The following is a 26188-nucleotide window of genomic DNA, read 5'->3' as shown; positions in this document are numbered from 1 at the left end:
GATTTGAAGATTTGAAGATTTGAAGATTTGAAGATTTGAAGATTTGAAGATTTGAAGATTTGAAGATTTGAAGATTTGAAGATTTGAAGATAGGTTAATTCTTTGAGGGGTTCAAATAAAAAAGAAGATAAAGCTTAGGCTTGATCTTCTTTCTGACCATACATCCAAGTTGCAGCGATATATACACAAAAACCAGCTGCCATCAAAATACCTGTAACCATTGTTAGGATCTCCCGTTTCAATAGCTGCATTATGTAAAAGTTTTATGACAGTTATATGACAATCTAGTTTTTTATTAAATTTTAAATAAACAATAAAATTCAATTACTTGAGAAAAAATTATCAAAATTATGCATATTTTTTATCTGAAATATGACACTGAATATGACAACTGGCTATCATATTTGACCCATTGAATAGCTAAAGTGCTTGCTCAGATTGCTTAAACTATAAACTTTCGGCCAATGCTCGCCCAAAATGCCCACAACCCGATTCTTTTGTCTTATAATTTAGCCCGCTAGCTATCAGCCCGCTCAAGAGATATTTGTATGACAACTATTATCAAGCAAGATGACTTGATCACATCGGTTAAAGATGCGCTTCAGTTCATTTCTTACTATCACCCACAAGACTTTATCCAAGCGATGAGCCGTGCGTATGATCGTGAAGAGAACAAAGCTGCTAAAGATGCGATCGCACAAATCTTAATTAACTCACGCATGTGTGCAGAAGGCCACCGCCCAATCTGTCAAGATACCGGTATCGTCAACGTATTTGTTGAAGTGGGCATGGACGTTAAATTCGATTTAACCATGAGCCTGGATGATGCAATCAATGAAGGCGTACGTCAGGGTTATTTAGAAAACTCGAACGTGCTTCGCGCATCAGTTCTGGCTGATCCTGCATTTGGTCGTAAGAACACCAAAGACAACACTCCTGCCGTGATTTACCACAAGCTTGTGCCTGGTAATAAAGTAGATATCACTGTGGCAGCCAAAGGTGGCGGTTCAGAAAACAAATCTAAACTAGCAATGTTAAACCCATCTGATTCAATCGTGGATTGGGTACTGAAAACTGTTCCAACCATGGGTGCAGGCTGGTGTCCACCAGGTATGCTGGGAATCGGGATTGGTGGTACTGCTGAAAAAGCCATGATGCTTGCCAAAGAAGCATTGATGGAAGAGATCAACATGGACGAATTGCTTCGTCGTGGTCCACAAAGCAAAATGGAAGAGCTTCGTATCGAAATCTTCGAAAAAGTAAATGCTTTGGGTATTGGTGCACAAGGTCTTGGCGGTTTAACCACTGTACTTGATATTAAAATCAAGGATTATCCATGTCATGCTGCAGGTAAACCAGTTGGTATGATCCCGAACTGTGCTGCGACTCGTCATGCACACTTCCAGTTAGATGGTACAGGTGTTGCACATATTCAAGCACCTAAACTTGAAGACTACCCTGCTGTGACTTGGGATTCTTCATCTTCTAAACGTGTTGACCTTGACACGATTACCCAAGAAGAAATGAATAGCTGGAAACCAGGCGATACACTTCTTCTTAACGGTACAATATATACAGGTCGTGATGCTGCACACAAACGTATGGTCGACATGCTGAACAACGGTGAAGAACTTCCTGTTGATCTGAAAGGCAAGTTTATCTACTACGTTGGCCCTGTTGATCCAGTCGGCGACGAAGTTGTAGGCCCTGCTGGCCCAACAACGGCTACGCGTATGGATAAATTTACGCGTCAAGTTCTTGAAGCAACTGGCATGTTCGGCATGATCGGTAAAGCAGACCGTGGTCCTGCTGCCGTTGAAGCCATTAAAGACAACCAGGCAACTTACCTGATGGCTGTCGGTGGTGCTGCTTACCTCGTGTCTAAAGCTATTCGCGAAGCTGAAGTGGTTGCCTTTGCTGACCTGGGTATGGAAGCAATTTACAAGTTTGTGGTAAAAGATATGCCGGTATCTGTAGCGGTTGATGTGAATGGTACTTCTATTCACGCGACTGCACCTAAAATCTGGCAAGCAAAAATTGGCAAGATTCCAGTAGTTGACGCTGCTGCGGGCTAATTTTTACTGCAATAAAACAGCACCTTGAATGGGTGCTTTTTTATTATATTTTCTCAATAAAATATCAATTACCAAGTCCGCGGATCCCAAAGTTTAAAAGGTGCTTCCAACTCTACATCTAATGATGGATCATAAGCAGTCGGTTCAATTTTTTGGGCTTTTTTACGAATCTGGCCTGTTTCCTGATCTTGTGCCACGAAGTTAAAACTGTCTGATTTTAGCTGAGTAAAAGCAATTTCATTTAGGCCAACTTTTTCCGGCATCAGCATGAGCGGTCCGGAAACACTCCGACGTGTACTGATATTCTCTTCATCATATTTAATAAAATAAGACTGTCCTGCTTCAACAGTAAAATCCAGATATTTAGGCTTTTGGAAATGCAGTGCACCTAATGGCCGACTGGTACTCAAACGATAGGTCCCTGCAGGTACTTCAATCCAGTAATAATGATTATGCAATAAGCTTGGAATATGTTCTTGATTGATAAACAGGCTGGCAGCGACAATTTCCTGACGGTTCCATCTGGAATCGGGCCGGTATAAATACACGATGGCGGCTTCATCATGCTGCGGTTTCACCGTCTGAAACTGGTTACCTTGCTTTTGATTGACCCAACCGCCAATGGTAAACATGCCGATACGATGCTGCTCGACGAAGCCCGGTTTTTTTTCAAGATCGATATTTTTTAAAGTGCTGAGTGGCTGTGTAGGCTCAACGACGGCTTTCTTACCATGACACCCCAGCAATGCCAAACTGCTGATGAGTACAATTGCGACTCCACGCATGCTTATCCCTCACTGCGTCTTTATTCTTTTGTATGCAAGTGCTTTGCGATTTGTTTTTTATAAGTTTTAGGCATCCACGCCTAGTGAATCAGATTAACACCGAGCTTTATTTTTGGAAATAAAAAACGTGCGAAAACACGGAGTTTTCGCACGTTTCGGACGAATAGCAATTAAGCAGATTTGCTATTTACGACCTTTAAATCTATTTTTGTTGCTGTCTCTTGCTGATCATGTGGCTGACGCTCGGCACGGTATTCCGGCTCTGCTTCACCTTTAATCACAGCTTCATTGATGACGACAGTGCCGACATCGCTACGGCTTGGCAAGTCATACATGGTTTCCAGCAATGAATTTTCTAGGATCGAACGTAAACCACGCGCGCCTGTATTACGCTCAACTGCTTTCTTAGCCACTGCGCGTAATGCCGATTCTTCAAAAACCAGATCCACATCTTCCATATCAAACAGATGTTGATACTGACGGGTCAAAGCGTTCTTCGGCTCAGTCAGAATCTGCATCAGTGCTTCTTCATCCAACTCGTCTAAAGTGGCAATCACTGGCAAACGACCAATAAATTCTGGAATCAAACCAAATTTTACCAGATCAGTTGCTTCAACTTGACGGAACAAGTCAGACAGCTTCTTGGTTTCATCTTTTTTACGCACTTCTGCAGTAAAGCCGATGCCACCTTTTTCCTGACGTTGCTGTACAATTTTCTCAAGTCCTGAGAATGCACCACCACAGATAAACAGGATATTCGAGGTATCAATCTGAATGAATTCTTGCTGCGGATGCTTACGTCCACCTTGTGGCGGAATTGATGCAACCGTACCTTCAATCATTTTCAATAATGCTTGCTGAACACCTTCACCCGATACATCACGCGTGATGGATGGGTTTTCAGACTTGCGGGTAATCTTGTCGATCTCGTCGATATAGATAATGCCCTTTTGCGCTTTTTCGACATCGTAATCGGCTTTTTGCAGTAGCTTCTGTACGATGTTTTCTACATCTTCACCCACATAACCGGCTTCGGTCAGTGTCGTTGCATCTGCCATGGCAAATGGGACATCAAGAAGACGTGCCAGCGTTTGTGCAAGCAAGGTTTTGCCCGATCCTGTCGGACCAACCAACATAATATTACTTTTTGAAAGCTCGACTGAATCATCAGCTTTCTTGCCATTATTTTGCACTTTCAAGCGCTTGTAATGGTTATAAACCGCAACTGACAAGGTTTTTTTCGCGACGTCCTGACCAATCACATATTGATCCAAGGCCGCACGAATTTCATGCGGTTTCGGCAAAGGACGATTGGCCCAGTCATTGGTTTCCACCTGCTGACTGGTTTGAACCAAATCTAAGCATACGTCCACACATTCGTTACAAATGTATGCGTCCTCGCCTGCAATCAGCTTCCCGACTTCAGACTGCGTTTTACCGCAAAATGAACAATGCTTTTGTCCTTGAGGATGTTCGGACATATTTACTCCACTATCTCAATCTTTAAAACTTATGGACGTTTAGTTAAAACTTCGTCCACAAGACCGTATTCTTTCGCTTGCTGAGCAGTCATAAAGTTGTCACGGTCTGTATCACGTGCAACTTTCTCGTAATCCTGACCGCTGTGTTCAGCCATTAAACGGTTTAAACGTTCTTTAATAAACAGGATTTCACGTGCATGAATTTCAATATCTGAAGCCTGACCACGGAAACCACCCAATGGCTGGTGAATCATGACACGGGCATTTTCAAGGCAATAACGCTTGCCTTTGGTACCGGCATTCAGCAGGAACGCACCCATTGATGCTGCCTGACCCATGCAGTACGTTACGACATCAGGTTTGATAAACTGCATGGTGTCATAAATCGCCATACCCGCAGTTACCGAACCGCCTGGTGAATTGATATATAGATGAATATCTTTATCTGGATTTTCCGCCTCTAAAAACAACATTTGCGCAACGATCAGGTTCGCCATGTTGTCTTCAACTTCGCCCGTCATAAAAATTACACGTTCACGCAAAAGGCGTGAATAAATATCAAAAGAACGCTCACCACGAGAGGATTGTTCTACCACCATTGGCACTAAAGCGTTTTCAATCGTTGGAACATACATACGTTTATTTATTCCTAAATTTTTTGTGACCTAACCCATAATCACAATATGAGGGATAATCACTGAAATTGCAAAAAATTCGCCAACAAATCCATTATATTTTTTGCATTAGTTTTGTGAAAAACAGAAATGCTTTTTTCAGGCATCAATATGAAAAAAAGGCGCATTAAGCGCCTTTTTTATCGAAAGCTAAATTAGCCTTGTTGACGAGCTTGCTGCTCTTTCAATAAGTCTTCATAGCTTACAGTCGCATCAGTTACTTTAGCAGAAGCCAAAATGTAATCAACAACTTGGTCTTCTAGTACAACTGCTTCGATTTGGGCACGTTGTTGCGCATCGTTTTTGAAGTATTCAATTACTTCGTTTGGATCTTCATAAGAAGAAGCCATGTCTTCGATGTACGCTTCAACGCGTGCAGCATCTACTTCAATTTTCGCATCAGCTAAAACACGGCTTACAAGTACGCCAAGTTTTACAGATTTTTCAGCTTGTTCTTTGAACAATTCGTCTGGAAGCATGCTTGAATCAAATGCTTTCGCACCTTGAGCACCAAACTGCTGTGTGAACTGCTGGATCATTTGTTGACGTTGACGGTCAATTTCTTGAGCAAGCATAGCAGCTGGAAGTTCAACTTCGTTTGCAGCTACAAGTGCATCGAAAGTCGCGCCTTTAACCTGGTTGCGAAGGCCATTCTTCACTTCACGTTCCATGTTTTTACGAACGTCAGCTTTTAACTTCTCAACGCCTTCTTCTTCAGATACACCGAAGATTTTCAGGAATTCAGCATCGATTTCTGGAAGTTTTTGCTTTTCAACAAGCTTCACAGTGATTTTGAATTGAGCTTGTTTACCAGCAAGGTTTTCAGCTTGGTAGTCTTCAGGGAAAGTTACATCAATCACTTTCTCTTCGCCTTTCTTCATACCAACGATACCGTCTTCGAAGCCAGGGATCATACGACCAGAACCAAGTACTAGTTTGAAGTCTTCTGCAGAACCGCCTTCAAATTTTTCGCCGTCGATTGAACCTTCAAAATCAAAAGTTACTTGCATGTCTTTTTTAGCCATGCCTTTTGTTTCAGTCCAAGCAGCACGTTGTTTTTGAAGATTTTCAATCATCTTCTCAACGTCTTTGTCATTTACTTCAGCTGCTTTACGCTCAACTTCCAAACCGTCGAATTTCACTTCGATTTCTGGATAAACTTCAACAGTCGCTTCATAAACTAAAGCGTCGTCTTTCATTTCAGTTTTTTCGATGTTTGGCATACCAACAGCGTTGATTTTTTCTTGTTGGATTGCTTCGAAAACTGTGTCACGAATGATGTCGTTGACAACTTCTTGGTAGATACCAGCGCCGTATTCACGACGAACTACGTTTACAGGTACTTTACCTGGACGGAAGCCGTTGATCTTCGCAGTTTTAGCAGTGCGTTTTAAACGAGCTTCAAATTGCTCATTAATACGGCTCGTCGGTACAGAAACATTTAAACGACGGGCAACGCCCGAAACCGCTTCAGAAGTTACTTGCATGGCTTCCTCTATATATTTGGTAATAACAGGTTTATAAAAATGTGCCACATTATATGACAACATTTGCAGATATACAAAACACAATACTTGAATCGTCTTTATTAATGCTGTAATAATCAAATTTATTCAGTCAAATTCATTTTTCTTTGATTAAATATCCCTTCCCTCAAATAAGAATAGATATATTGATTACTGAAACTGGACAGATCATCTCTTTAATCTGCATTTATGGATTTTTATAGTGCTTTTAGTAAACTTTTCTTTATCTTTTCTTCAATTTTTTTAAACTCTAATAATCTCAATAAAAGTAAAGATAATAATCTATTAATCAGATTTAGTTTAAATACATTAACTTAGAAACATTTTGATACACTATAACATCGCTAAAGGCAATTAATATAATTTTTAAAATCGTCATTTCCTATCGAAAAGTAATTCTTAATTTAAATAAGAATTATTATTATTCGCATACATAAATTTTATGCTTTTTTCGGGTTCCCACATGTCGTTTATCAAATCACGTAAAAAACTCGTTTCATCGGCGATTGCCTCTTCCCTCTCGATTGTAACTGTAAATGCTGTGGCTGATGAAAATGTGGTCAAGCTCGAAACTATTCATCAAGAAGTTAAAGCTGAACAGACACCAAGTTTAAAAGTAGATAATTCCGCAAATAAGAAATTTGTTGCACCCTTACTGGATACACCTAAATCTGTATCAGTCATTTCTAAACAACTGATTGAAGACACTCAAGTCACTACACTTTCTGATGCTTTACGTACTGTACCGGGTATTACCTTAGGTGCGGGTGAAGGCGGCAACCCGAATGGCGACCGTCCATTTATCCGTGGCTATAGCTCTGAAAGCTCAATGTATTTAGATGGTATTCGTAATTCAACCTCACAAAACCGTGAAATGTTTGCCATAGAACAAGTTGAAGTCACCAAAGGTTCTGCTTCTGCTATGGGTGGTGCAGGTACTGTTGGCGGTAGCATCAACATGATTTCTAAAGTGGCCAAAAAAGGTGACTTTTTAGAAGGTACTGTTGCTGGCGGTACAGATGCTTACGCACGTGTGACGCTTGATGGCAACAAAGATTTTGGCAATGGGATTGCTACACGTGTTGCCGTTATGGGCCACATGAATGAGAAAGCAGGTCAATCTGATGGTGCTGAATATAAACGTGCTGGTATTGCCCCTAGTATTACTTTCGGCTTAGACACCCCTACTCGTGCAACTTTAAGTTATTACTATTTAAAATCGGATGATACTCCCGATTCAGGTATACCATATTGGGATGCTGGTTTAGGTAAACCACAAGGTAAACCTGCGGAAGTAAAACAAGGCGTTTATTATGGTTGGAAAGATCGTGACTTCCAAAAACAAGAGAACCAAGCAGGGACAATCAAGTTAGAACATGATTTAACTGACAATCTAACCGTTACAAACACTGCAATGTACAGCAAATCTAAAAATGATTATGTCTGGACAAACCCTGATGATTCTAAAGGCAATGTAGCTAATGGCCAAGTATGGCATCGTCAAAACTCTGCCATCACAGATAGCGATACCTTTACAAATCAATTAGCATTGATAGGTAAATTTGCTACAGGTGCCATTAATCATAGCTTTAATGTTGGTGCTGAATACAGCAAGCAAGAAACTGACAAAGGTGGTTATAACATCATTAACAGTAAAGATGGCAAAGTTTCCTCAACTGGGTTTTACAGCGACTGTAAAGACCTTTCAAGCAATTGGTGTACTTCTCTAAACAATCCAACTCAAAAACCATTTTTAGATCGTCTAGAAGCCCGCCAAGACTTTGATGCCACGGTTGAAAGCACTTCTGTATATTTATTAGATAGTATTGAAATCACACCACAATGGTTACTTGATCTTGGTGTGCGCTGGGACAAGTTTGAAGCTGCACAAAACTTTCGTGCTACATCTTCAGCTGCTGCATATACAGCTAACAATGATTCAGACTTCTTTACATATCAATCAGGTATAACCTTTAAACCTGTTGAAAATGGTTCAATTTATGCAAGTTATGCTACCTCTGCCAGTCCTGTTGGCTTAAATGCTGGTTGGGGAGATAACAGCGAAACCATAAATGCTAATAACCAAATGATCGATCCTGAAGAAGCACAAACTTACGAGTTAGGTACTAAGTGGGACTTATTAAATGATCGTTTGAATTTAACAGCAGCGATCTTCCGTACTGAAAAACAAAATACTCGTGTACAACTTGACCCAACAACTTATGCGAATGTAGGTGAAAGTAAAGTTGATGGTGTTGAATTAGGATTAAATGGTCAAATTACCGATAAATGGGATATTTCGGCAGGTTATACTTATCTTAATAGTGAATTAACAAAAAATGGTAAATCATGCCGTGGTTCAGGTTCAACAGCAACTTGTACAGATAATGCCATTTATAATGGCAACCAAATGCCTAATGTACCTAAACAAGCAGCAACATTATGGACTACCTATAAGATATTGCCGCAATTAACTTTGGGTGGTGGTGCAGTATATTCAGACAAAGTTTATGGTGATGTTGCAAACATCAAATGGGCTCCATCTTATGTACGCTACGATGCTATGGCGCGTTATAACGTTAACAAAAATGTGGATTTACAGTTGAATGTAAATAACCTTTCTGACAAACGTTACTTCACTAAAGCCTATGCTTCTCACTATGCTACTGAAGCAGAAGGACGTAGTGCAGTGTTAGCAGTCAACTTTAAATATTAATTCAATGCAACCGCATAGCCTCCTGATGGGGGCTATGTTATTTTTAAAAGACGATTATTCAGGGGTTTCTCGTGCTGCATCATATTCCAAATGTACTGAGCAAAGAACAGGTGCAATATTTCCGTGAGGAGATGAATAAGATTGAGTGGGTCAATGGCAAGGTTACCGCGGGTACGCTCTCTGCCACCGTGAAACAGAATCAGCAATTACCTGAAGATCATTCACTCACTCATCATCTCAGCAATATTATTCTGGAATCGCTGGGACAGCATGCTCTGTTTTTATCGGCGGCGATTCCACTGGATATTATTCCCCCGCTTTTTAACCGCTATGAAAATAATGAATCTTTCGGCTTTCATGTCGACAATTCAATTCGTCGTATTCGCGGCAGCAGTGAACGCCTCAGAACGGATTTATCCTGTACGGTTTTTTTAAGCGAGCCGGACGAATATGTCGGTGGTGAACTGGTAGTCGAAGACACTTACGGTTATCACGAAGTAAAATTGCCTGCCGGCGATATGATTCTTTATCCATCCACCAGCCTGCATGAAGTTACGCCAATCACTTCCGGTTGTCGAATTGCTTCATTTTTTTGGGTACAAAGCATGATCAGGGATGATGCAGAGCGGCATATGTTGTTTAATCTGGATCAGAGTATTCAAAACTTGAGAATGCAGCTGGGTGATCAGCATGCAGAAGTTATGAAACTGACCAACCTGTATCATAATTTAATGCGTAAATGGGCTGAACTTTAAAAGAGGCTCTGTCTTCAATGATCTTTAAAAACAACTGGATCTATTGTTTATTAAAATATACTGAGTTGTGGCACAATTGAACGTAATAAATAACGCTTTATGTCCAAATTAAGAAAATATAAAATACAATATTTAGAATAAGTGAAAATATTTTTCAATTCTTAAAGTTTATAAGAAAATCTTTATTAACATACGACTAAAATCCATAAAAATAGCAAAAACTTTTCGGGATAAGTGGATTAAACTTTAAATTATAAGTAAGGTATTTAGTGCATTTGGTAGAGCTAAACCACCAATATTTAGACCATATTTCAGGTTTGAACCAGACTGTCACTAAAACCCAATGAATAGACAAAATCTATGCCGCTGACCCACGCACCGCTTTAACCAAGATTACGGTACCCAAGTTAGCATAAGGAGCTCTCTCATGATGTTGGCTGATCCAAGTAAAAAATACCGTCGCATGTATCAACGTGTGGACTTACCAGACCGTCAATGGCCGAACAACGAAATCAATAAAGCGCCAATCTGGATGAGTACCGACCTGCGTGACGGTAACCAAGCGATCTTTGAGCCAATGAACATGGAGCAGAAATTCAAGATGTTCCAGATGTTGGTGAAAATCGGTTTCAAACATATTGAAATCGGCTTCCCGTCAGCATCGCAAATTGACTTTGATTTCACCCGTAAATTGATTGAAGAAGGTCATATTCCGGATGACGTTTATATCGAGGTCTTGGTTCAGGCACGTGATCATTTGATTCAGCGTACCTTTGAATCTTTACAAGGTGCGAAACGTGCCATTGTACATATCTATAACTCTAACTCGCCGACATTCCGCAATAAAGTCTTGAATGTTGATGTTGAGGGTGCAAAACAGTTAGCCATTAATGCTGCACAAAAAGTGAAAGAATATGCCGCAAAACAGCCGGAAACTGAATTCGTATTTCAGTACAGCCCGGAGTGTTTTACTGCAACCGAATTAGAAGTCGCGAAAGATGTCTGCGATGCCGTCACTGAAATCTGGGAAGCATCTCCAGAGAATAAAGTGATCTTGAACTTGCCTGCAACGGTAGAAGTTTCAGGTCCACACATCTATGCCGATCAAATCGAATGGATGCACCGTAACATTCAGCGTCGTGATGGCGTGATCATTTCAGTTCACTGCCATAACGACCGTGGCTGTGGCATTGCCGCTTCTGAATTGGCAATTATGGCTGGTGCTGACCGAGTTGAAGGCTGTGTCTTCGGAAATGGTGAGCGTACCGGTAACGTCGACGTGGCTGCGATTGCCTTGAACATGTATACCCAAGGTGTAGCACCAAACTTGGATTTCTCCAACATCAATGAAATCATTGCGACTGTGGAAGAATGTACTGGTTTACCTGTGCACCCGCGTCATCCTTATGCCGGTGATTTGGTGTTTACTGCATTCTCGGGTTCGCATCAGGATGCCATCAAAAAAGGTTTCGAGTTCCAGAAAAACGAAGAAATCTGGGATATGCCGTACTTGCCAATCGACCCGAAAGATTTAGGCCGTGATTATGACGCCGTGATCCGTGTTAACTCACAATCAGGTAAAGGCGGTATTGCTTACTTGTTAGAATCGAACTACAACGTGATCTTGCCGCGTCGTTTACAGATTGAATTCTCTCAGATCGTACAAAAACGTACCGATGAGCAAGGCACTGAAATCAGCGCGACCGAAATCTGGAAGTTGTTCAAGGAAACCTATGTGGATGCTAAAAACGTTCACTATTCTGCGAAAAACTACAAATTGTCAGATGACAATGGCAATCAGGTGATTGAGCTTGATCTTGAAATTGATGGCCAGTCACGTCGTGTTCGTGGTGAAGGCAATGGTCCAATTTCTGCGATTTTGGATGCACTTCAGTTACCAATTGATGTCCTAAACTATGAAGAGCGCAGCATCAGTTCGGGTGCACATGCCAAAGCTTTAGCCTTGATCGAACTTCAAGTGAAAGGTACCGGTAAATCTGCCTTTGGTGCCGGGGTACATGACAACATCGTAACCTCTTCCATTGAAGCAATTATTGCCTCGACCAATCGCCTGATTGATCAGGATGTGTTAAGCACTGATCAGGTGATTGCTGCTGCGGTCTAAACGGCTGTATTAGAATTTGCGATAATTCATAGCACTAAAATGACTTTAGAAGGATACCGGCAAATGGTATCCTTTTATTATTCATACTAAAGATTTAAGGCGAATCCTCCCCGTGTCTTTTCCAGCTGACTCAGTGGGCATTGTTGTCCCACAAAAGTTCCAATTTGAAGAGCCGTTAGAGCTTGAATGCGGTCGCATCCTCCCACGTTTTGAACTGATGGTTGAAACTTATGGCGAACTCAATGCCGATAAGTCCAATGCCATTCTGATTTGTCATGCCCTTTCCGGTCATCATCATGCTGCTGGCTATCATCATGAAGATGATAAAAAAGCCGGCTGGTGGGATTCATGTATTGGTCCCGGCAAAGCCATTGATACGTCAAAATTCTTTGTGGTTTCACTGAATAATATTGGTGGCTGTAATGGCTCTACAGGCCCGATCTCGCCAAACCCTGAAAATGATAACCGCCCGTATGGTCCGGATTTCCCACTGGTTACGGTACGTGACTGGGTCAAAACCCAAGCCCTGCTCTCTGACCGTTTAGGAATTGATACCTGGGATGCCATCATTGGTGGTTCACTGGGTGGCATGCAGGCATTGCAATGGTCAGTGGATTATCCAAACCGTTTAAGAAAATGCGTGATCATTGCCAGCGCTCCAAAGCTTTCTGCACAGAATATTGCCTTTAACGAAGTGGCACGTCAGTCGATTTTGTCAGACCCAGATTTCCATAATGGCCGTTATCTGGAAAATGACAGCTATCCAAAACGTGGTCTGATTCTGGCGCGTATGGTGGGCCATATTACTTACCTATCCGAAGAGGCCATGAAGCAGAAGTTTGGCCGCGATTTGAAATCAGGTAAATTTATGTATGGTTTCGATGTCGAATTTCAGGTCGAAAGCTATTTGCGTTATCAGGGTGAGCAGTTCAGCCGTAACTTTGATGCCAATACCTATCTGATCATGACCAAGGCACTGGATTATTTTGATCCGTCGCGTGAATATGAACAGTCGCTCAAAAAAGCCATGGCCAATACCCAGTGCAAGTTCCTGGTGGTGTCATTCACCACTGACTGGCGTTTTACCCCTGCCCGCTCACAGGAAATCGTGGATGCCTTGATCAGCAATCACAAACCTGTGAGCTATCTGGATATTGATGCCGAACAGGGTCATGACTCTTTCCTGTTCCCTATTCCGCTCTATGTAAAATCTTTGCGTGCATTCCTGGGGGGTGAAGAACACCTGAAAGCAACACCAAAGGAGGCCGTATAATAATGCGTATCGATCAACAACTCGCTGAAAAGTGGATTAAGCCCGGTTCTAGCGTACTCGACCTTGGTTGTGGCGATGGTGAACTGCTGGCACAAATGAGCAAAAAGCACGATATTCGTGCATATGGATTAGAAATTGATCAGGAAAAGATTGCAATTGCAGTCAGTCGCGGGTTAAATATCATCCAGCAAGACTTAAACCTTGGTTTAAGCCGTTTTGCCGACCAGTCTTTTGACAATGTGGTCATGGCACAAGCTTTGCAAGCTGTAGATGCACCTGACGTATTATTGCGTGATATGGTGCGTGTAGGGAAACAGGCCATTATTACCTTTCCGAACTTTGCGCACTGGAAGACCCGGTCTTTCTTGGCAATCAAAGGGAGAATGCCGGTTTCTGAAGCCTTGCCGTATATGTGGTATAACACCCCGAATATCCACTTATGTACATTTCGTGATTTTGAAGCACTTTGTGCGGAAAATAACATCAAAATTATTAATCGACTCGCTGTGAACGGGAATCAAGAAGATAGTTTGCTGAGCAAGCATCTCCCTAATCTATTTGGTGAAGTCGCAATTTATCGAGTGAGCGCGCTATGAAAAAATTATTATTAAGTACGACGCTACTGGCGGGACTTTTTGGCATGCAAGCCCATGCAGATTATGTTGCACCTAGTCCATCTGTTGCCAGTCAAGCGGCTCAGTATTCCATCATGGATATCAACAGTCTGACCAAAGCAGCGAAAGCTGGTCAGGCCGGCGCACAGTTTTATCTGGCCACCAAATACCAGTATGGTAAAGACATTCAAAAAGATGAACGACAGGCCTTTGCCTGGTATAAAGCTGCTGCGGATCAAGGTCTGGCAGTTGCCCAACTGAATGTCGGCCGTATGCTGGCAGATGGTATTGGCACCAGAAAAGATGAAGCGCTGGCGCGTCAGTATTTTGAAAAAGCGGCTAGCCGTGGCGATAACCGTGCCAGCTTTAATCTGGCAATGATGGAAGAGAAAAAGAAAAACTATATGGGCGCTTACCAGTGGTATGAACTGTCTACCCGTGATGGCATGCTCGACAATAAGGTAATTACGCTATCGGAAGGCAGAAAAACTGCCTTAGCGGCCAACCTGACCCAAGAGCAGATCCGTCAGGCGCGTGACCGTGCCGACAGATGGATTCAGGCACAATAAGCTGAATGGTATAAATAGCACCTTCGGGTGCTTTTTTATTGCCGCAAATTCTTCATCCATTGCTAAAATAGCGCCCATTCTTTATCTAATAATGAGTTTTTGACATGGCTGCAACTGACTGGTTATCCCAAGGCACACTGGTATTGGCAAGTAATAACAAAGGTAAAATTGCCGAGTTTGAAAAACTGTTTGCCGAGCTACAACTGCCGGTTGAAGTCGTGGCCCAGGGCAAGTTGAATATCGAAGATGCGATCGAAGATGGTCTAAGCTTTGTAGAAAATGCGATTATTAAGGCTCGCCATGCTTCTAAAATTTCCGGAAAACCTGCTATTGCAGATGATTCAGGCATTTGTGTGCCAGTTCTTGGCGGCGCTCCCGGCATTTACTCGGCTCGTTATTCCGGTGAGCATGGCAACGATGCCGCCAATAATGAAAAACTGCTGGCCGATCTCAAACCCTTACGCCAAGATGGTGAAGTGATTGAGGGCATGTTTGTTTGCGTACTGGCACTGGTTCAACATGCCGAAGATCCCTTACCGCAAGTCTTTCAGGGTATCTGGCACGGGGAAATTCTGGAAGCTGCGCGTGGTGAAAATGGTTTTGGCTATGACCCGTTGTTCTGGTTACCGGAACTCGGAATTTCCAGTGCAGAAATGAGTAAGGAAGAGAAAAATAAAATCAGTCATCGTGGACAGGCGATGCAGTTGTTTAAGAAGAGTTTGGAGAAGTAAGTTCCTCCTCTCACCCCAGCCCTCTCCCTTTGGGAGAGGGCTGGGGTGAGAGATTTTTAAAATACACCTCTCCCTAACCCTCTCCTTTAAGGAGAGGGAAAATCATTCTTCTAAAGCTTTTACATCCTCTCTAACTCTCGCCCTAAGGGCAAGAGGACCTTTTTATGTTTTTATAATCCTGGCATCAACGCATGCATGATTACCCCATATAGAGCAATCAAGATCGCACTGGCCAAAGTTCCCGAAGCAATATATTTGGCGGAATGGCCCGTTCCCTGATAATGGGTTTCCAGCGCTACAATATTGGCTGCAGGAGGCAATAAAAAGAACATCAGCATTACAGCATAAGTCAGCGTCTGCTGCGGAATAGGTAAATAATAATAGGCGACAACACACAGCAAAACCGCAAACAGTCCTCTATAAAAAATCAGTTGCAGACTACACATTAAATCGAAGCGGCTGATCCGCACATTACTTAGCCACATCCCCAGCACACACATGCCACTAAAAGTGACCAGCACTTTATTGGCTTGATACAGCATCTCCACCCAAGCGACTTGCTGCCAGTGACTCAAATCCCAAAATGATAATAGTGCTGCTACTGACAATGCCACCACTGGCGGTGAGAGCAGGACATTTTTTAAAATATAGCCACTATCTTGTCTGGCTTCACTGACTGCCATCACCGCACAGACATTGCCAAACAAGGAACCACCGATGTACAGCGCCACCACGGTACTGGTCGCTTGCGGGCCAAAAACTGCCAGTGCAAAAGGAATCCCCAGCCATGCCCCATTTAAATAACTCAGGCATAAGGCACGCAGTTTATTTTTCAAGGTGAAATAAAATAGGGCAAAGAACAGACAGGAACAGAAAAAGCTGAAGGCAATCAGCCACAAACTGCCCTCTTGGTAAAACACCATGTTGTAGATAATCAGTACTGGAATCAGTACTCGGGCCAATAAAGACGCCAAGAGAGGTCGAACTGGTTTTAAATATTGCACCCCCCAATAACCGATCAGAAAAGACAGGAGGGGAAGAATTAAGGCCATGACAATGCTGCTGAGATTTCCATATCAAGCTGTATGCTAGCACAGCTTAGTTTTTCTCAAATGATAGAATTTTTGATCTGAGTGATTCATACACTGCTACTGTTTCGGCAAACTGTCATCAAAGCGTCACCGCGCTGTCATACAAGCCTGCTGAGATAGGTGCATGAAATATAGAGGATAAAATAATGGCAGGATTATCAATTTGGCATGTGCTGATTTTTGCAATTGTGGTGATTTTATTGTTCGGTACATCAAAACTTAAAAATCTGGGTAAAGACGTCGGCGGCGCGATTAAAGACTTTAAAAAATCAGTCAAAGATGAAGAGGCAGAACAAGCTCAGCTTGCAGAGCCACGCACCATTGATGCTCAGGTCAAAACTCCTGAACATTCGGTTAAAAGTTAAGAGTTCGCTATGCTCAATATTGGAATGACCGAGCTGCTGATTTTCGGGATTATTTCGCTTTTGGTTCTTGGGCCAGATAAGCTTCCGGAAGCAGTACGTTTTGTCGGAACATGGTACGGCAAGATCAAGCGTATGGTGAGCAATGTTCAGAATGATCTTGATCGTGAATTGCGCCTGTCTGAGCTACGTGAACAGATGCAGGCTGAAATGCAGCGGATTCAGGAACTGGAGGCCAAGATGCAGGCACAAGTGGCTAATTTGCAGCAGCCGATTGTAAGCGATGAAGTAAAAATAAAATCGCAAGCTGTCCAGCCCTTGCTCAGCTATCAGCCGGTGATACAGCCTGTATCACCCGTGTATTTACCCAAGCCTACAGCAATTCAAACCGTGATTTCCGAACAACGCTATACAGAAATGAAGGTGGCCGTATGACATCCTTGCCGACCACACCAGCCTCCAATGATGCTGCAGCACTGAACCTCGAACAGATGCCGATTACCCAGCATTTGATCATCTTAAGAAAGCATCTGTTTAAAGTGGTTGCTGTCCTGATTGGCCTGTTTTTCTGCTTATTGCCCTTTGCCAATCAGACTTACCAGTGGTTGTCTGAACCCTTACGGGCACAGCTACCTGCCAGCTCAACCATGATTGCCACGGATGTCACTGCAACCTTCATGGCACCTTTTAAGCTGAACTTCTTTGTCGCGCTGATGATCGCGATGCCATTCATCCTGTATCAGCTCTGGACCTTTATTAAGCCTGCGCTGTATGCCAAAGAAAAAAGTCTGGCTTTACCACTTTTGATCGGCAGTATCGTGCTGTTTTATGTCGGGATTAGTTTTGCCTACTTTGTAGCCTTGCCCTCGATCCTGCATTTTTTCATCAGTGTCTCACCTGAAACTGTGGCCCCGATGACGGACATTAACAGTTATCTCAGCTTCTGTTTAAAACTGTTTCTGGTCTTTGGTTTTACTTTTGAAATTCCCATTATCACTTTAATTTTAATCCTGATTGGAGCAGTTACGACACAAACCCTAGTAGAAAAACGGCGCTTTATTATTGTGGGCTGCTTCTTTGTGGCGATGTTTGTGACGCCACCGGATGCCCTGTCAATGATTATGCTGGCTGTGCCGATGTGGTTGCTGTTTGAACTGGGTTTACTGGCAGGGAAACTGATTGAAAAACGTCGATTAAAGACTGAATAACAATAACCAGCCAAAACAAAAAAATATCGATTTACTCAGGCAGCTCTGGCTGTCTTTTTATTTTCTAAATTTCAATAAAATACTGATTTATTTAACTTTAATGCAACATTTTCTTAAGATTACTGTCACATCCCAGGCTTAAGGTATTGAAAACTTCTACATCACCAAGCACTTATTTTTTAATTGGGACTTTAAAATGAAAAACGAAGATATGATACCTTGCCAGGATCTGGTTGAAGACAGTAACAACTCAAATAACACGCACTTCCAAACGATTCTGGACCAATATACTAGCCGTCGTAGCTTTATTGCGAAAACTACAAGTGGGGCAATGGCATTAGCATTTGCGGCAACAGTAAGTGGTTGTTCAGATGATGATAATGATTCTGGTACACCTGACAGTAATCCAACGACACCGCCAGACACCACCAGCCCAGATCAACATGCATGGAGTGACCTAAAAGCACGTCCGAATAAATTAGCCTTTGAGCCGGTTCGCAAGAATACCCAAAACTTCTTTAGTGTTCCTGAAGGTTATGAGCTTAAAGTATTGTATGCAGTAGGCGATCCAATCAACCCTGCTTATCCAGAAAAGACCGATGCAACCTTAGCTTCTGGTGCTTCTTACCAGTTCCGTTCAGGCGATAACCATGATGGTATGAGCTTCTTCGGTATGCATCCAATCAATAAAAATTATGCTGCCAAAGAATCAACACAAGGTTTACTTGTTCTAAACCACGAATACCTACAACAATCTCAGCTCCATACACCAGAAGGTACAATTACCATCGATGGTGTACGTCCAGAAGATCAGGTACTCCGTGAAGTGAATGCGCATGGTGTTTCTGTTATTGAGATCAGCAAAGATGCAAATACACAAGACGTTAAAATCAACTTAAATTCTAATTTTAACCGTCGTATCACTGCAGCAACCGAGATGGAAATTAATGGGCCAGCGCGTGGTTCTGACTTAGTCAAAACTATTTTCTCACCAGATGGGACGTTAACTCGCGGTACCTTTGCCAATTGTGGTAATGGTTATACGCCATGGGGAACTTACTTAACGGCTGAAGAAAACTGGAGTGGTTATTTCGCTCGTCAAGCCAATGACACCCGCGCTATTGCAAAAGAAGAAATTTCATTATCACGTTATGGTCGTGGTGGTACTGATGCCCGTTCATCTCAATACCGCTGGAATACTCCTGTTGCTGAATTAACCGGTGATAAAGGACTTTATGATCGTTGGGATATTTCAGTTAAAGGCACAAATGCTTTAGCAGATTATCGTAATGTCATGAATACGTGTGGCTTCATTGTAGAGATTGATCCATTTAGCGCGACTACACGTCCAGTTAAACGTACTGCACTGGGTCGTTTTGCACACGAGGACTGCCGATGTAGTAACCCTATTCCGGGTCAGCCATTAGCTTTCTATATGGGTGATGACGCGACCGGCGAATATATCTATAAATTTGTTTCTGAAGCAGTCTGGGATCCAAAAGACATTAATGGTGGTTATACCGCTGGTGATAAATACATGGATAAAGGGACATTATATGTCGCTAAATTCAATGATGACGGTACAGGTGAATGGCTAGAACTGACTCATGGCAAAAATGGTTTAACTGCTACCAATGAAATCTATCCGTTTGCAGGCCAGGATGACATCGTCATCAATGCCCGTCTTGCTGCTGACCATGTTGGTGCGACCAAAATGGACCGTCCAGAATGGGTTGCCGTGAATCCTGAAAATGGCGAAGTGTATGTAACCTTAACCAACAACAGCAACCGTGGTCGTGCATATGAAACTGATGCTGCCAACCCACGTAGCTACATCGACTTTAAAGGTTCAAGCGCCAGCAATTCAGGCAATATGAATGGTCATATCATTCGTTTCAGTGAAGCTAAAAATACAGTTACAGCGACAAGTTTTGCTTGGGATATTTTCCTGTTCGGTGCAGAAGCACGTGCTGCTTCTAACATCAACCTGTCAGGTCTGGATGATTTAAATGACTTCTCCAGCCCGGACGGCATGTGGTTCGATCCGCGCGGGATTCTGTGGATTCAGACCGATGATGGTCAGTACACCGATGAAACCAACTGTATGATGCTGGCAGCACTTCCGGGTACTGTGGGTGATGGTGCTAAAGTGATTGCCGCCAGTACCAAGGCAGAAGGACAGGAAACCTTTGTTGGTGCCAAACTCAGTAATGATCGTGTTCGTCGCTTTTTGACTGGTCCATCGGGTTGTGAAATTACCGGCGTGACTATTACCCCGGACTACAAAGCGATCTTTGTCAACGTTCAGCATCCAGGGGGTGCATGGCCAGCCAACCAAAGCGAGCGTTATAGCCGTTTAGGCAAAGTACCTCGCTCTGCGACTGTGGTCATTACCCGTAAAGATGGCGGTGCCATTGCGGGTGAAGCTTTGGAACAAGCGACCGTATAAAAAGCTGTTATTCAAAAATGCCGACATCTGTCGGCATTTTTTATATCCGGTGATTATTTTAGGCTAATTATTTTCTCAATAGTTTGACCTGCGGTTGTACCTTGTTGTGACTTCTCGATCCAGTGCCATTGTCCCTGCTGCATTCTCAAAAAATTTGAGCAGCGGGTGCCATAGGCCGGACTCTGGATAAAAGTCGAAGACAGCAGCTGTTCCATTTCCACGGAGATACCTGTGTCTGGCAGCAGCTCCGGAATCACCTTGCGTTCATCTTCCAGAATATCCCAGACTGCATGACACAAATCTGCTTCTGCGATCTCCTGGTATTGCAGCATCGGTAAAAATTCCTGGGTAAAGCGTTTACGTAAATGGCGGGTCTTATACCAGTCTTCGCTCATCAGGCCATTCGAAACCACATAGACGCCATGCGCCAGTACTTGTGGTGCTTCACCGCGATTGCTCATATACACCGCCTGATCCTGATCCCCCATAAAAAGATTAAAGCCGGCATAGTCACACTGGCGTTGTTCCAGATCTTGGGCAAATCGGATCGGTGTTAAGTCAGAATCTAAAAAGTTCTGGATGATATGTCCACGTGAAGTCGGATAATGCCCTTTGTCCTGTCCATCACGAAAATTGGTAATCACCGCCCAGCGACCGGAAGCCGTAATCCCCATCCAGGTACCGCCCGACTGTAAATCTTGCCCGGCAATTATCGGACTATTCTCCCATTCATGCAGCTCCTGCGTAGGACGCTGATAGAACTCATCCCGATTTGAAATCAGACATAATGAGCTCTGATCCAGAACCCGCCAAGCCAATGCCACGATACACATAATTTACGCTCTCGATCTTTACACATTGAATGTACAACATTTTTCTTTGCTTTAAGCTAAAATCTGTGCAAAACAGAATCACAAGGAACAGGAATGCTCACCTATCCCAATATTGATCCCGTCGCGATTTCGCTCGGGCCCTTACAAGTCCACTGGTATGGACTGATGTACTTACTGGCATTTTTATTTGCCTGGGGATTGGCGACGTTTCGCGCCAAACAACGTGGCTGGACACCGGATATGGTGTCTGACCTGATTTTCTTCGGTGCACTCGGTGTGATCATCGGTGGCCGTGTCGGTTATGTCTTCTTCTACGGTTTTTCCCAGTTCCTGGCCGATCCTTTATGGCTGTTCCAGATCTGGACCGGCGGTATGAGTTTCCATGGCGGTTTCCTCGGGGTCATTCTGGCCATGTTGTGGTGGTGCAAGAAATATAAGATGACCTGGTTCCAGACTCTGGATTTTATCGCACCTTGCGTACCGACAGGCTTGATGTTTGGCCGGATTGGTAACTTTATAGGTGGCGAACTGTATGGCCGTCAGGTCACCGACCCAAACTTTGCCTGGGGCATGATTTTCCCGACTGATCCGCTGCAACTGGTTCGTCATCCATCTCAACTCTATCAGGCACTATGTGAAGGCCTGATCCTGTTTATTGTACTGTGGTGGTTCAGCTCGAAGCCACGTCCACGTATGGCAGTTTCTGCGCTGTTCCTGATCGGTTATGGCCTGGCACGTTTTGTGGTTGAGTTCTTCCGTGAGCCGGACAATGGCCAACTGTTTATTGGCTGGATGAGCAAAGGACAATTCCTGAGCCTACCAATGATCCTGATTGGCTTATGGATGATGTGGTATGCCTACCAGAAGAAAATATATGACTGGGGTCCACAAAAAAATAGCTGAGAAAATCGCGTAATTTAGCGAGGCAGAGGCCTCGCTTTTTTATACTCAAAATATGCTAAAGTGCCGATTATCTCTTCTATTCTTTCATCATTATGCTTGAGTTCTGGTTTAATCCGCAGGTGTCTGTTCTCAAAAAACTATTGATCTTTATTGTGATTGCAGCGACAGCTGCAGGCTTGTACTGGATGGAACCACTGCCCTTAGATTCGATTTTGATGTTTGTCGGTACTGGCATCATTTTTCTGATTTGTCGTTACTGCAAAATCCACTTTGCCAGCAAAAACCCGACCGGGTTGCTGTATAGATTACTGACTTGGATTCCAATTGCCTTATTGATTGCTTTAGTTTTTATGAATATGCAACAGGGCGAAATCTTGATTCCGGGTGCACAAGGCATTGCCTTTATGGCACTGGCGATTTGCCTGTTTTCACCATTGTCGCTGCTCAATCAGAACAAATCAGATGCGGGTTCACCCCATGCTTGAGTTCTGGTATTCCGAACGCTGTAGCCGTCAAATCAAGCTGATAGTCATTATTGCGACCTGTATTTTGATTTATGCAGCATCGACTGTGGTCCAGTTAGATCCGGTATTTGTTGGGGTGAGTTTAGCGATTGGAATTGTCGTGCATTTACTGCACCATTTCCGTCTGAAAATTTCGAAATCCAATCCCTATGCAAATGGCTTTAGCGCCTTGAGCCGGGTCATTCCCATCATTGCCTTAATTACCCTGTTTGGCTATTTGCCCGAACAGCGCCAGCAATGGGGTAAATTTGCCTTGGGTCTGCAATGTCTTGGCTTTGCCGCGATTGGATTTTTTATCGTTTTAATCTATGAAAGCCGTGCGAAGCGTTTTGAAGACTGATCACTTCGCAGTATTTTCTTAGAAGTAAGTTTCCAGACGATAGTAACTATAAGTCACGTTTTTATTGCGATAAACCGCATGATCTCGCTGTTTAAAATCCGATACCCAGGCACTACCTGAATAAGCCGCGATATGTCCATATTTATGGCCCTGAGTACGGTCAATAATATAGATATCGCCTTTTTTCGGCCGATCAAAAGAAGCATTAATTTTCTTATAGCCCAGCTGCATCAGGGTACTTCCCCAATCTGCCGCTGCGACCGGATGATTCACAATTTTCGCACCCGAGGATTGCAGACCGACACGAATACTGCGCGCACATTTCTGTGTACTGGTATTTCGGGTAATGCCTTGCAGATAACTGGTAAATTTCTCGATATTGATACGATGGCCATTGCTTACGCCTGAAGCGTTACGGACAGTAGCTTGCTGGGATGACTTTTTAGGTCTTTGCTCCGATTGGGAACGCACCATGATATTCGCTTGGACAGGAGCATATACTTCGCTCATGTTTACTTGATGATCATAGATCATGCCTTACCAACCGCTCCTCGCCTGTAATTTAGGCTTTCATATTGTTAACAAGCCGAGAATACTAGTCGTTTAAATGTTATCTTTCACATTAAAAATGTAAATAAATTTGTCTATTTTTGCGGCATTCAAATTAAGCCGTTCTTTCTAATACAGTTACAAAACCCATCATCTTTGCAAAAAAAATGTAAAGCAAAGCCAATTCCAATGCCTTGCAAAGCTTTTTCAGCCTGAAATACGCAAAATGAGTCCTTATCTTTTTCTACTCAAACGTGTGGATTTAATCTGTAGCTCGGCCATTTTCAGATAACATTTCACCACGTGATTACATCATTTTGAGCTTTACCGCCTGTATTACACTGATGCGGCATTTTTAAACCTTGAACTAAACTTTAAATATTGAACTAAACAGAGAAGAAAAATGAGTCAGACTTTAAGTACCGTTTCAAATTTTAATTTAGAACAATATTTAAGTACCTGGTATGACATTGCACACTTGCCGATGAAGCGCCAACCTGAAGACAGCACCGATATTTCTGCGGTATAGAGCTTGAATGAAAATGGCAAACTGGATGAAGCCATTGCTGAAGCGACCATTATCGATGCAGAACATGCCAAGCTTGAAGTCAGCTTTTTACCTGAAGGCCTGCGTTGGATTCCGTTCACCAAGGGTGATTACTGGGTATTAAAAATCGATCCAGATTATCAGACCGCGCTTGTAGGCGAACCGAATAAAGAATATTTATGGCTACTGCATCGCGGTACCAGTCTGGATGAAACCATTCAACGCGAATATTTAAGTTATGCAGAATCCTTGGGATATGATCTGTCTGATCTGATTCATACCGTCCATACGGGCCATAAAACCGCTTAAACTGCAATCAAAAGACCTCTATCAGGAGGTCTTTTTTATTCTCAATTTGGGCGATGAAAGCTCATCAAAAAATGCTATGATGTGCGCAATTTAAATTGTCCCTTTCGACAGAAAATTGATTATAAAATAATCCGTTCTGCTGTTAAAACGGCAATTTTCAACAGATTCAAATAGAGAGAACTATGCGCCAATATCTTGACCTTTTACAACATATCCTCGACAACGGCGGCGATAAAGGCGACCGTACCGGTACAGGTACACGTTCGGTATTTGGTCATCAGATGCGCTTTGATCTTTCCCAAGGTTTTCCTTTACTCACCACCAAAAAAGTTCATTTCCGTTCTATCGTGATTGAACTGTTGTGGTTCCTGAAAGGCGATACCAATGTTCAATATTTAAAAGACAATAAAGTCTCGATTTGGGACGAATGGGCAACCGCAGAACAGACTGCGCGTTTTGGACGTCCTGAAGGCGAACTGGGTCCAGTTTACGGCCACCAATGGCGTAATTTTGGGGCCAGCAAAAATGCAGACAATAGTTATAATCAGGACGGTTTTGACCAGATCAAATGGTTGATCAATGAAATTAAAACCAATCCAAATTCGCGCCGTCTGATTGTCTCTGGCTGGAATCCGAATGAAGCGGGGCAGGTCGCATTACCCCCTTGCCATACCCTGTTCCAGTTCTTTGTACACAATGGCAAATTGTCTTGCCAGTTGTACCAGCGCAGTGCCGATGTTTTTTTAGGTGTGCCATTTAATATTGCCAGCTATGCTTTATTAACGCATATGATCGCGCAAGTTTGTGATCTGGAGGTTGGTGACTTTGTCTGGACTGGTGGCGATACCCACTTGTACAGCAACCATTTTGAACAGGCACAATTACAGCTCAGCCGTGAGCCACTCGGCCTTTGTCAATTAAAACTAAATCCCGAGATTAAAGACCTGTTCGATTTCAAATTTGAAGATATCGAAATTGTCGGTTATGAATCTCATCCAGGAATTAAAGCCCCTGTCGCTGTTTAATGTTCTTTATTATAAAGTTCCCCCTCCTCCTAGGAGAGGGCTAGGAAGAGGTTTTTTACCACGCGTGAATCGCCACCTCCTTTCAAAATATATTCCTAGCCCTAAAGCATGAAGGCAATCAATATAGATTTTTAACCTTTCTTTCGTACCAGTAAAAAATTACACGAAGGACTTTGGGCTTGATAAGAAGGATTCAATACATGTCATTTCAAGATTTAGAAGTTGTACACGTCGTTGCCATGGATCAGCAGCGTTGTATCGGCAAGGGCAATGACCTACCTTGGCATATCTCTGCCGACCTGAAACACTTCAAGGAAATCACCCAAGGCGGTGTGGTGGTGATGGGTCGCAAGACACTAGAATCGATGGGACGTACCTTGCCTAAACGGGTGAATTGGGTCATTACCCGTGATCCAGACTGGGCATTTGCAGGCACCAAAGTCGCTTATAGCATTGAAGATGCGCTGAGTCAGGCCGTTGCAGATGTAAAGGCTTCAGAAAAACCCGAAACCATTTTCATCATTGGTGGCGGTGAAATCTTTAAACAGACCATGAATATTACAGACCGTCTGGAACTGACCCATGTCGAACTGGATGTACAGGGCGATGCCTATTATCCAGAGATTCCAGCGGAATTTAAAAAGGTCGCCGCCGAGCAACATATCGACGACAAAACCGGCATTGCTTTTGAGTTCGCAACCTACAGAAAATAAAACCTATTTCT

The 26188-nt window shown here is 43.0% G+C and carries 24 protein-coding genes and 1 pseudogene; 18 read left to right on the top strand and 7 right to left on the bottom strand.

Annotated elements, in window-relative coordinates:
• The first annotated feature begins 548 nt into the window (after nucleotides 1–548).
• Complete coding sequence (locus NI468_RS08280) at nucleotides 549–2075, top strand: fumarate hydratase (RefSeq protein WP_004278405.1); 1527 nt, start codon at nucleotides 549–551, stop codon at nucleotides 2073–2075.
• A 68-nt stretch (nucleotides 2076–2143) separates the two neighbouring features.
• Here the strand turns inward: NI468_RS08280 and NI468_RS08275 are convergent, their stop codons facing one another.
• The 4 genes from NI468_RS08275 to tig form a co-directional block, all read right to left on the bottom strand.
• Nucleotides 2144–2860, bottom strand: a complete 717-nt coding sequence (locus tag NI468_RS08275; protein WP_086044122.1) for a DUF2846 domain-containing protein — start codon at nucleotides 2858–2860, stop codon at nucleotides 2144–2146.
• A 170-nt stretch (nucleotides 2861–3030) separates the two neighbouring features.
• Nucleotides 3031–4341 carry an ATP-dependent protease ATP-binding subunit ClpX gene (gene clpX, locus NI468_RS08270; protein ID WP_004278407.1) on the bottom strand — a complete coding sequence of 437 codons (1311 nt, stop codon included), beginning with the start codon at nucleotides 4339–4341 and terminating at the stop codon, nucleotides 3031–3033.
• A gap of 29 nt (nucleotides 4342–4370) precedes the next feature.
• A complete protein-coding gene (gene clpP, locus NI468_RS08265; protein WP_004647427.1) occupies nucleotides 4371–4976 on the bottom strand; it encodes an ATP-dependent Clp endopeptidase proteolytic subunit ClpP in 606 nt (201 codons plus the stop codon).
• A gap of 194 nt (nucleotides 4977–5170) precedes the next feature.
• A complete protein-coding gene (gene tig / locus NI468_RS08260) occupies nucleotides 5171–6502 on the bottom strand; it encodes a trigger factor (protein WP_253101252.1) in 1332 nt (443 codons plus the stop codon).
• 502 nt (nucleotides 6503–7004) lie between these two features.
• Between tig and NI468_RS08255 the strand changes: the two genes are divergently transcribed.
• The 7 genes from NI468_RS08255 (at nucleotide 7005) to rdgB (ending at nucleotide 15324) form a co-directional block, all read left to right on the top strand.
• The gene (locus tag NI468_RS08255; protein WP_004781982.1) at nucleotides 7005–9257 is read left to right on the top strand and encodes a TonB-dependent receptor; all 2253 of its coding nucleotides are present in this window, start codon (nucleotides 7005–7007) and stop codon (nucleotides 9255–9257) included.
• A gap of 71 nt (nucleotides 9258–9328) precedes the next feature.
• Nucleotides 9329–10012 carry a Fe2+-dependent dioxygenase gene (locus NI468_RS08250; protein ID WP_253101250.1) on the top strand — a complete coding sequence of 228 codons (684 nt, stop codon included), beginning with the start codon at nucleotides 9329–9331 and terminating at the stop codon, nucleotides 10010–10012.
• 427 nt (nucleotides 10013–10439) lie between these two features.
• Nucleotides 10440–12137 carry a 2-isopropylmalate synthase gene (gene leuA / locus NI468_RS08245; RefSeq protein ID WP_253101248.1) on the top strand — a complete coding sequence of 566 codons (1698 nt, stop codon included), beginning with the start codon at nucleotides 10440–10442 and terminating at the stop codon, nucleotides 12135–12137.
• A 112-nt stretch (nucleotides 12138–12249) separates the two neighbouring features.
• On the top strand, nucleotides 12250–13410 hold the full coding sequence (gene metX, locus NI468_RS08240) for a homoserine O-succinyltransferase MetX (RefSeq protein ID WP_004278414.1): 1161 nt from the start codon (nucleotides 12250–12252) through the stop codon (nucleotides 13408–13410).
• Between the two features lie 2 nt (nucleotides 13411–13412).
• Complete coding sequence (metW, locus tag NI468_RS08235; protein ID WP_004278415.1) at nucleotides 13413–14006, top strand: methionine biosynthesis protein MetW; 594 nt, start codon at nucleotides 13413–13415, stop codon at nucleotides 14004–14006.
• Entirely contained in the window at nucleotides 14003–14593 is a 591-nt protein-coding gene (locus NI468_RS08230) for a tetratricopeptide repeat protein (protein WP_004647420.1), read from the top strand. Before metW ends, NI468_RS08230 begins: the two co-directional genes overlap by 4 nt.
• A gap of 104 nt (nucleotides 14594–14697) precedes the next feature.
• Complete coding sequence (gene rdgB / locus NI468_RS08225; RefSeq protein ID WP_005245951.1) at nucleotides 14698–15324, top strand: RdgB/HAM1 family non-canonical purine NTP pyrophosphatase; 627 nt, start codon at nucleotides 14698–14700, stop codon at nucleotides 15322–15324.
• A gap of 170 nt (nucleotides 15325–15494) precedes the next feature.
• Here rdgB and NI468_RS08220 read toward each other — a convergent pair whose 3' ends face one another.
• Nucleotides 15495–16376 (bottom strand): AEC family transporter, encoded by an 882-nt coding sequence (locus tag NI468_RS08220; RefSeq protein ID WP_005245950.1) that lies wholly within the window; start codon nucleotides 16374–16376, stop codon nucleotides 15495–15497.
• Between the two features lie 185 nt (nucleotides 16377–16561).
• Here NI468_RS08220 and tatA point away from each other — a divergent pair, with 185 nt between their 5' ends.
• The 4 genes from tatA (at nucleotide 16562) to NI468_RS08200 (ending at nucleotide 20434) form a co-directional block, all read left to right on the top strand.
• On the top strand, nucleotides 16562–16780 hold the full coding sequence (gene tatA / locus NI468_RS08215; RefSeq protein WP_005245949.1) for a Sec-independent protein translocase subunit TatA: 219 nt from the start codon (nucleotides 16562–16564) through the stop codon (nucleotides 16778–16780).
• A gap of 9 nt (nucleotides 16781–16789) precedes the next feature.
• On the top strand, nucleotides 16790–17212 hold the full coding sequence (gene tatB / locus NI468_RS08210; RefSeq protein WP_005245947.1) for a Sec-independent protein translocase protein TatB: 423 nt from the start codon (nucleotides 16790–16792) through the stop codon (nucleotides 17210–17212).
• Nucleotides 17209–17985: a twin-arginine translocase subunit TatC gene (gene tatC / locus NI468_RS08205; protein WP_253101244.1), complete on the top strand. Its 777-nt coding sequence runs from the start codon at nucleotides 17209–17211 to the stop codon at nucleotides 17983–17985. Before tatB ends, tatC begins: the two co-directional genes overlap by 4 nt.
• A 196-nt stretch (nucleotides 17986–18181) precedes the next feature.
• Entirely contained in the window at nucleotides 18182–20434 is a 2253-nt protein-coding gene (locus tag NI468_RS08200; RefSeq protein WP_253101241.1) for a PhoX family protein, read from the top strand.
• Between the two features lie 53 nt (nucleotides 20435–20487).
• Here NI468_RS08200 and NI468_RS08195 read toward each other — a convergent pair whose 3' ends face one another.
• On the bottom strand, nucleotides 20488–21267 hold the full coding sequence (locus tag NI468_RS08195) for an NRDE family protein (RefSeq protein WP_195725177.1): 780 nt from the start codon (nucleotides 21265–21267) through the stop codon (nucleotides 20488–20490).
• Between the two features lie 93 nt (nucleotides 21268–21360).
• Here NI468_RS08195 and lgt point away from each other — a divergent pair, with 93 nt between their 5' ends.
• The 3 genes from lgt (at nucleotide 21361) to NI468_RS08180 (ending at nucleotide 23034) form a co-directional block, all read left to right on the top strand.
• A complete protein-coding gene (gene lgt / locus NI468_RS08190) occupies nucleotides 21361–22170 on the top strand; it encodes a prolipoprotein diacylglyceryl transferase (protein WP_005107931.1) in 810 nt (269 codons plus the stop codon).
• Nucleotides 22171–22262: 92 nt separating this feature from the next.
• On the top strand, nucleotides 22263–22655 hold the full coding sequence (locus NI468_RS08185; RefSeq protein ID WP_005107933.1) for a hypothetical protein: 393 nt from the start codon (nucleotides 22263–22265) through the stop codon (nucleotides 22653–22655).
• On the top strand, nucleotides 22648–23034 hold the full coding sequence (locus tag NI468_RS08180) for a hypothetical protein (protein ID WP_253101239.1): 387 nt from the start codon (nucleotides 22648–22650) through the stop codon (nucleotides 23032–23034). The genes NI468_RS08185 and NI468_RS08180 overlap by 8 nt, the downstream gene beginning before the upstream one ends.
• A gap of 18 nt (nucleotides 23035–23052) precedes the next feature.
• Here the strand turns inward: NI468_RS08180 and NI468_RS08175 are convergent, their stop codons facing one another.
• The gene (locus NI468_RS08175; protein WP_180001627.1) at nucleotides 23053–23568 is read right to left on the bottom strand and encodes a CHAP domain-containing protein; all 516 of its coding nucleotides are present in this window, start codon (nucleotides 23566–23568) and stop codon (nucleotides 23053–23055) included.
• 418 nt (nucleotides 23569–23986) lie between these two features.
• Here NI468_RS08175 and NI468_RS08165 point away from each other — a divergent pair.
• The 3 genes and pseudogenes from NI468_RS08165 (at nucleotide 23987) to NI468_RS08155 (ending at nucleotide 26177) form a co-directional block, all read left to right on the top strand.
• Nucleotides 23987–24439: pseudogene (locus tag NI468_RS08165) on the top strand (lipocalin family protein).
• Nucleotides 24440–24621: 182 nt separating this feature from the next.
• Nucleotides 24622–25464, top strand: coding sequence for a thymidylate synthase (gene thyA / locus NI468_RS08160; protein WP_004278429.1), 843 nt, complete (start codon nucleotides 24622–24624; stop codon nucleotides 25462–25464).
• Nucleotides 25465–25664: 200 nt separating this feature from the next.
• Nucleotides 25665–26177 (top strand): dihydrofolate reductase, encoded by a 513-nt coding sequence (locus tag NI468_RS08155; protein WP_004647417.1) that lies wholly within the window; start codon nucleotides 25665–25667, stop codon nucleotides 26175–26177.
• Nucleotides 26178–26188 lie beyond the last annotated feature (11 nt).

This window comes from Acinetobacter lwoffii, from assembly GCF_024129355.1.
GTDB lineage: Bacteria > Pseudomonadota > Gammaproteobacteria > Pseudomonadales > Moraxellaceae > Acinetobacter > Acinetobacter lwoffii_I.
This window is presented reverse-complemented; position numbering and strand designations above follow the sequence as displayed.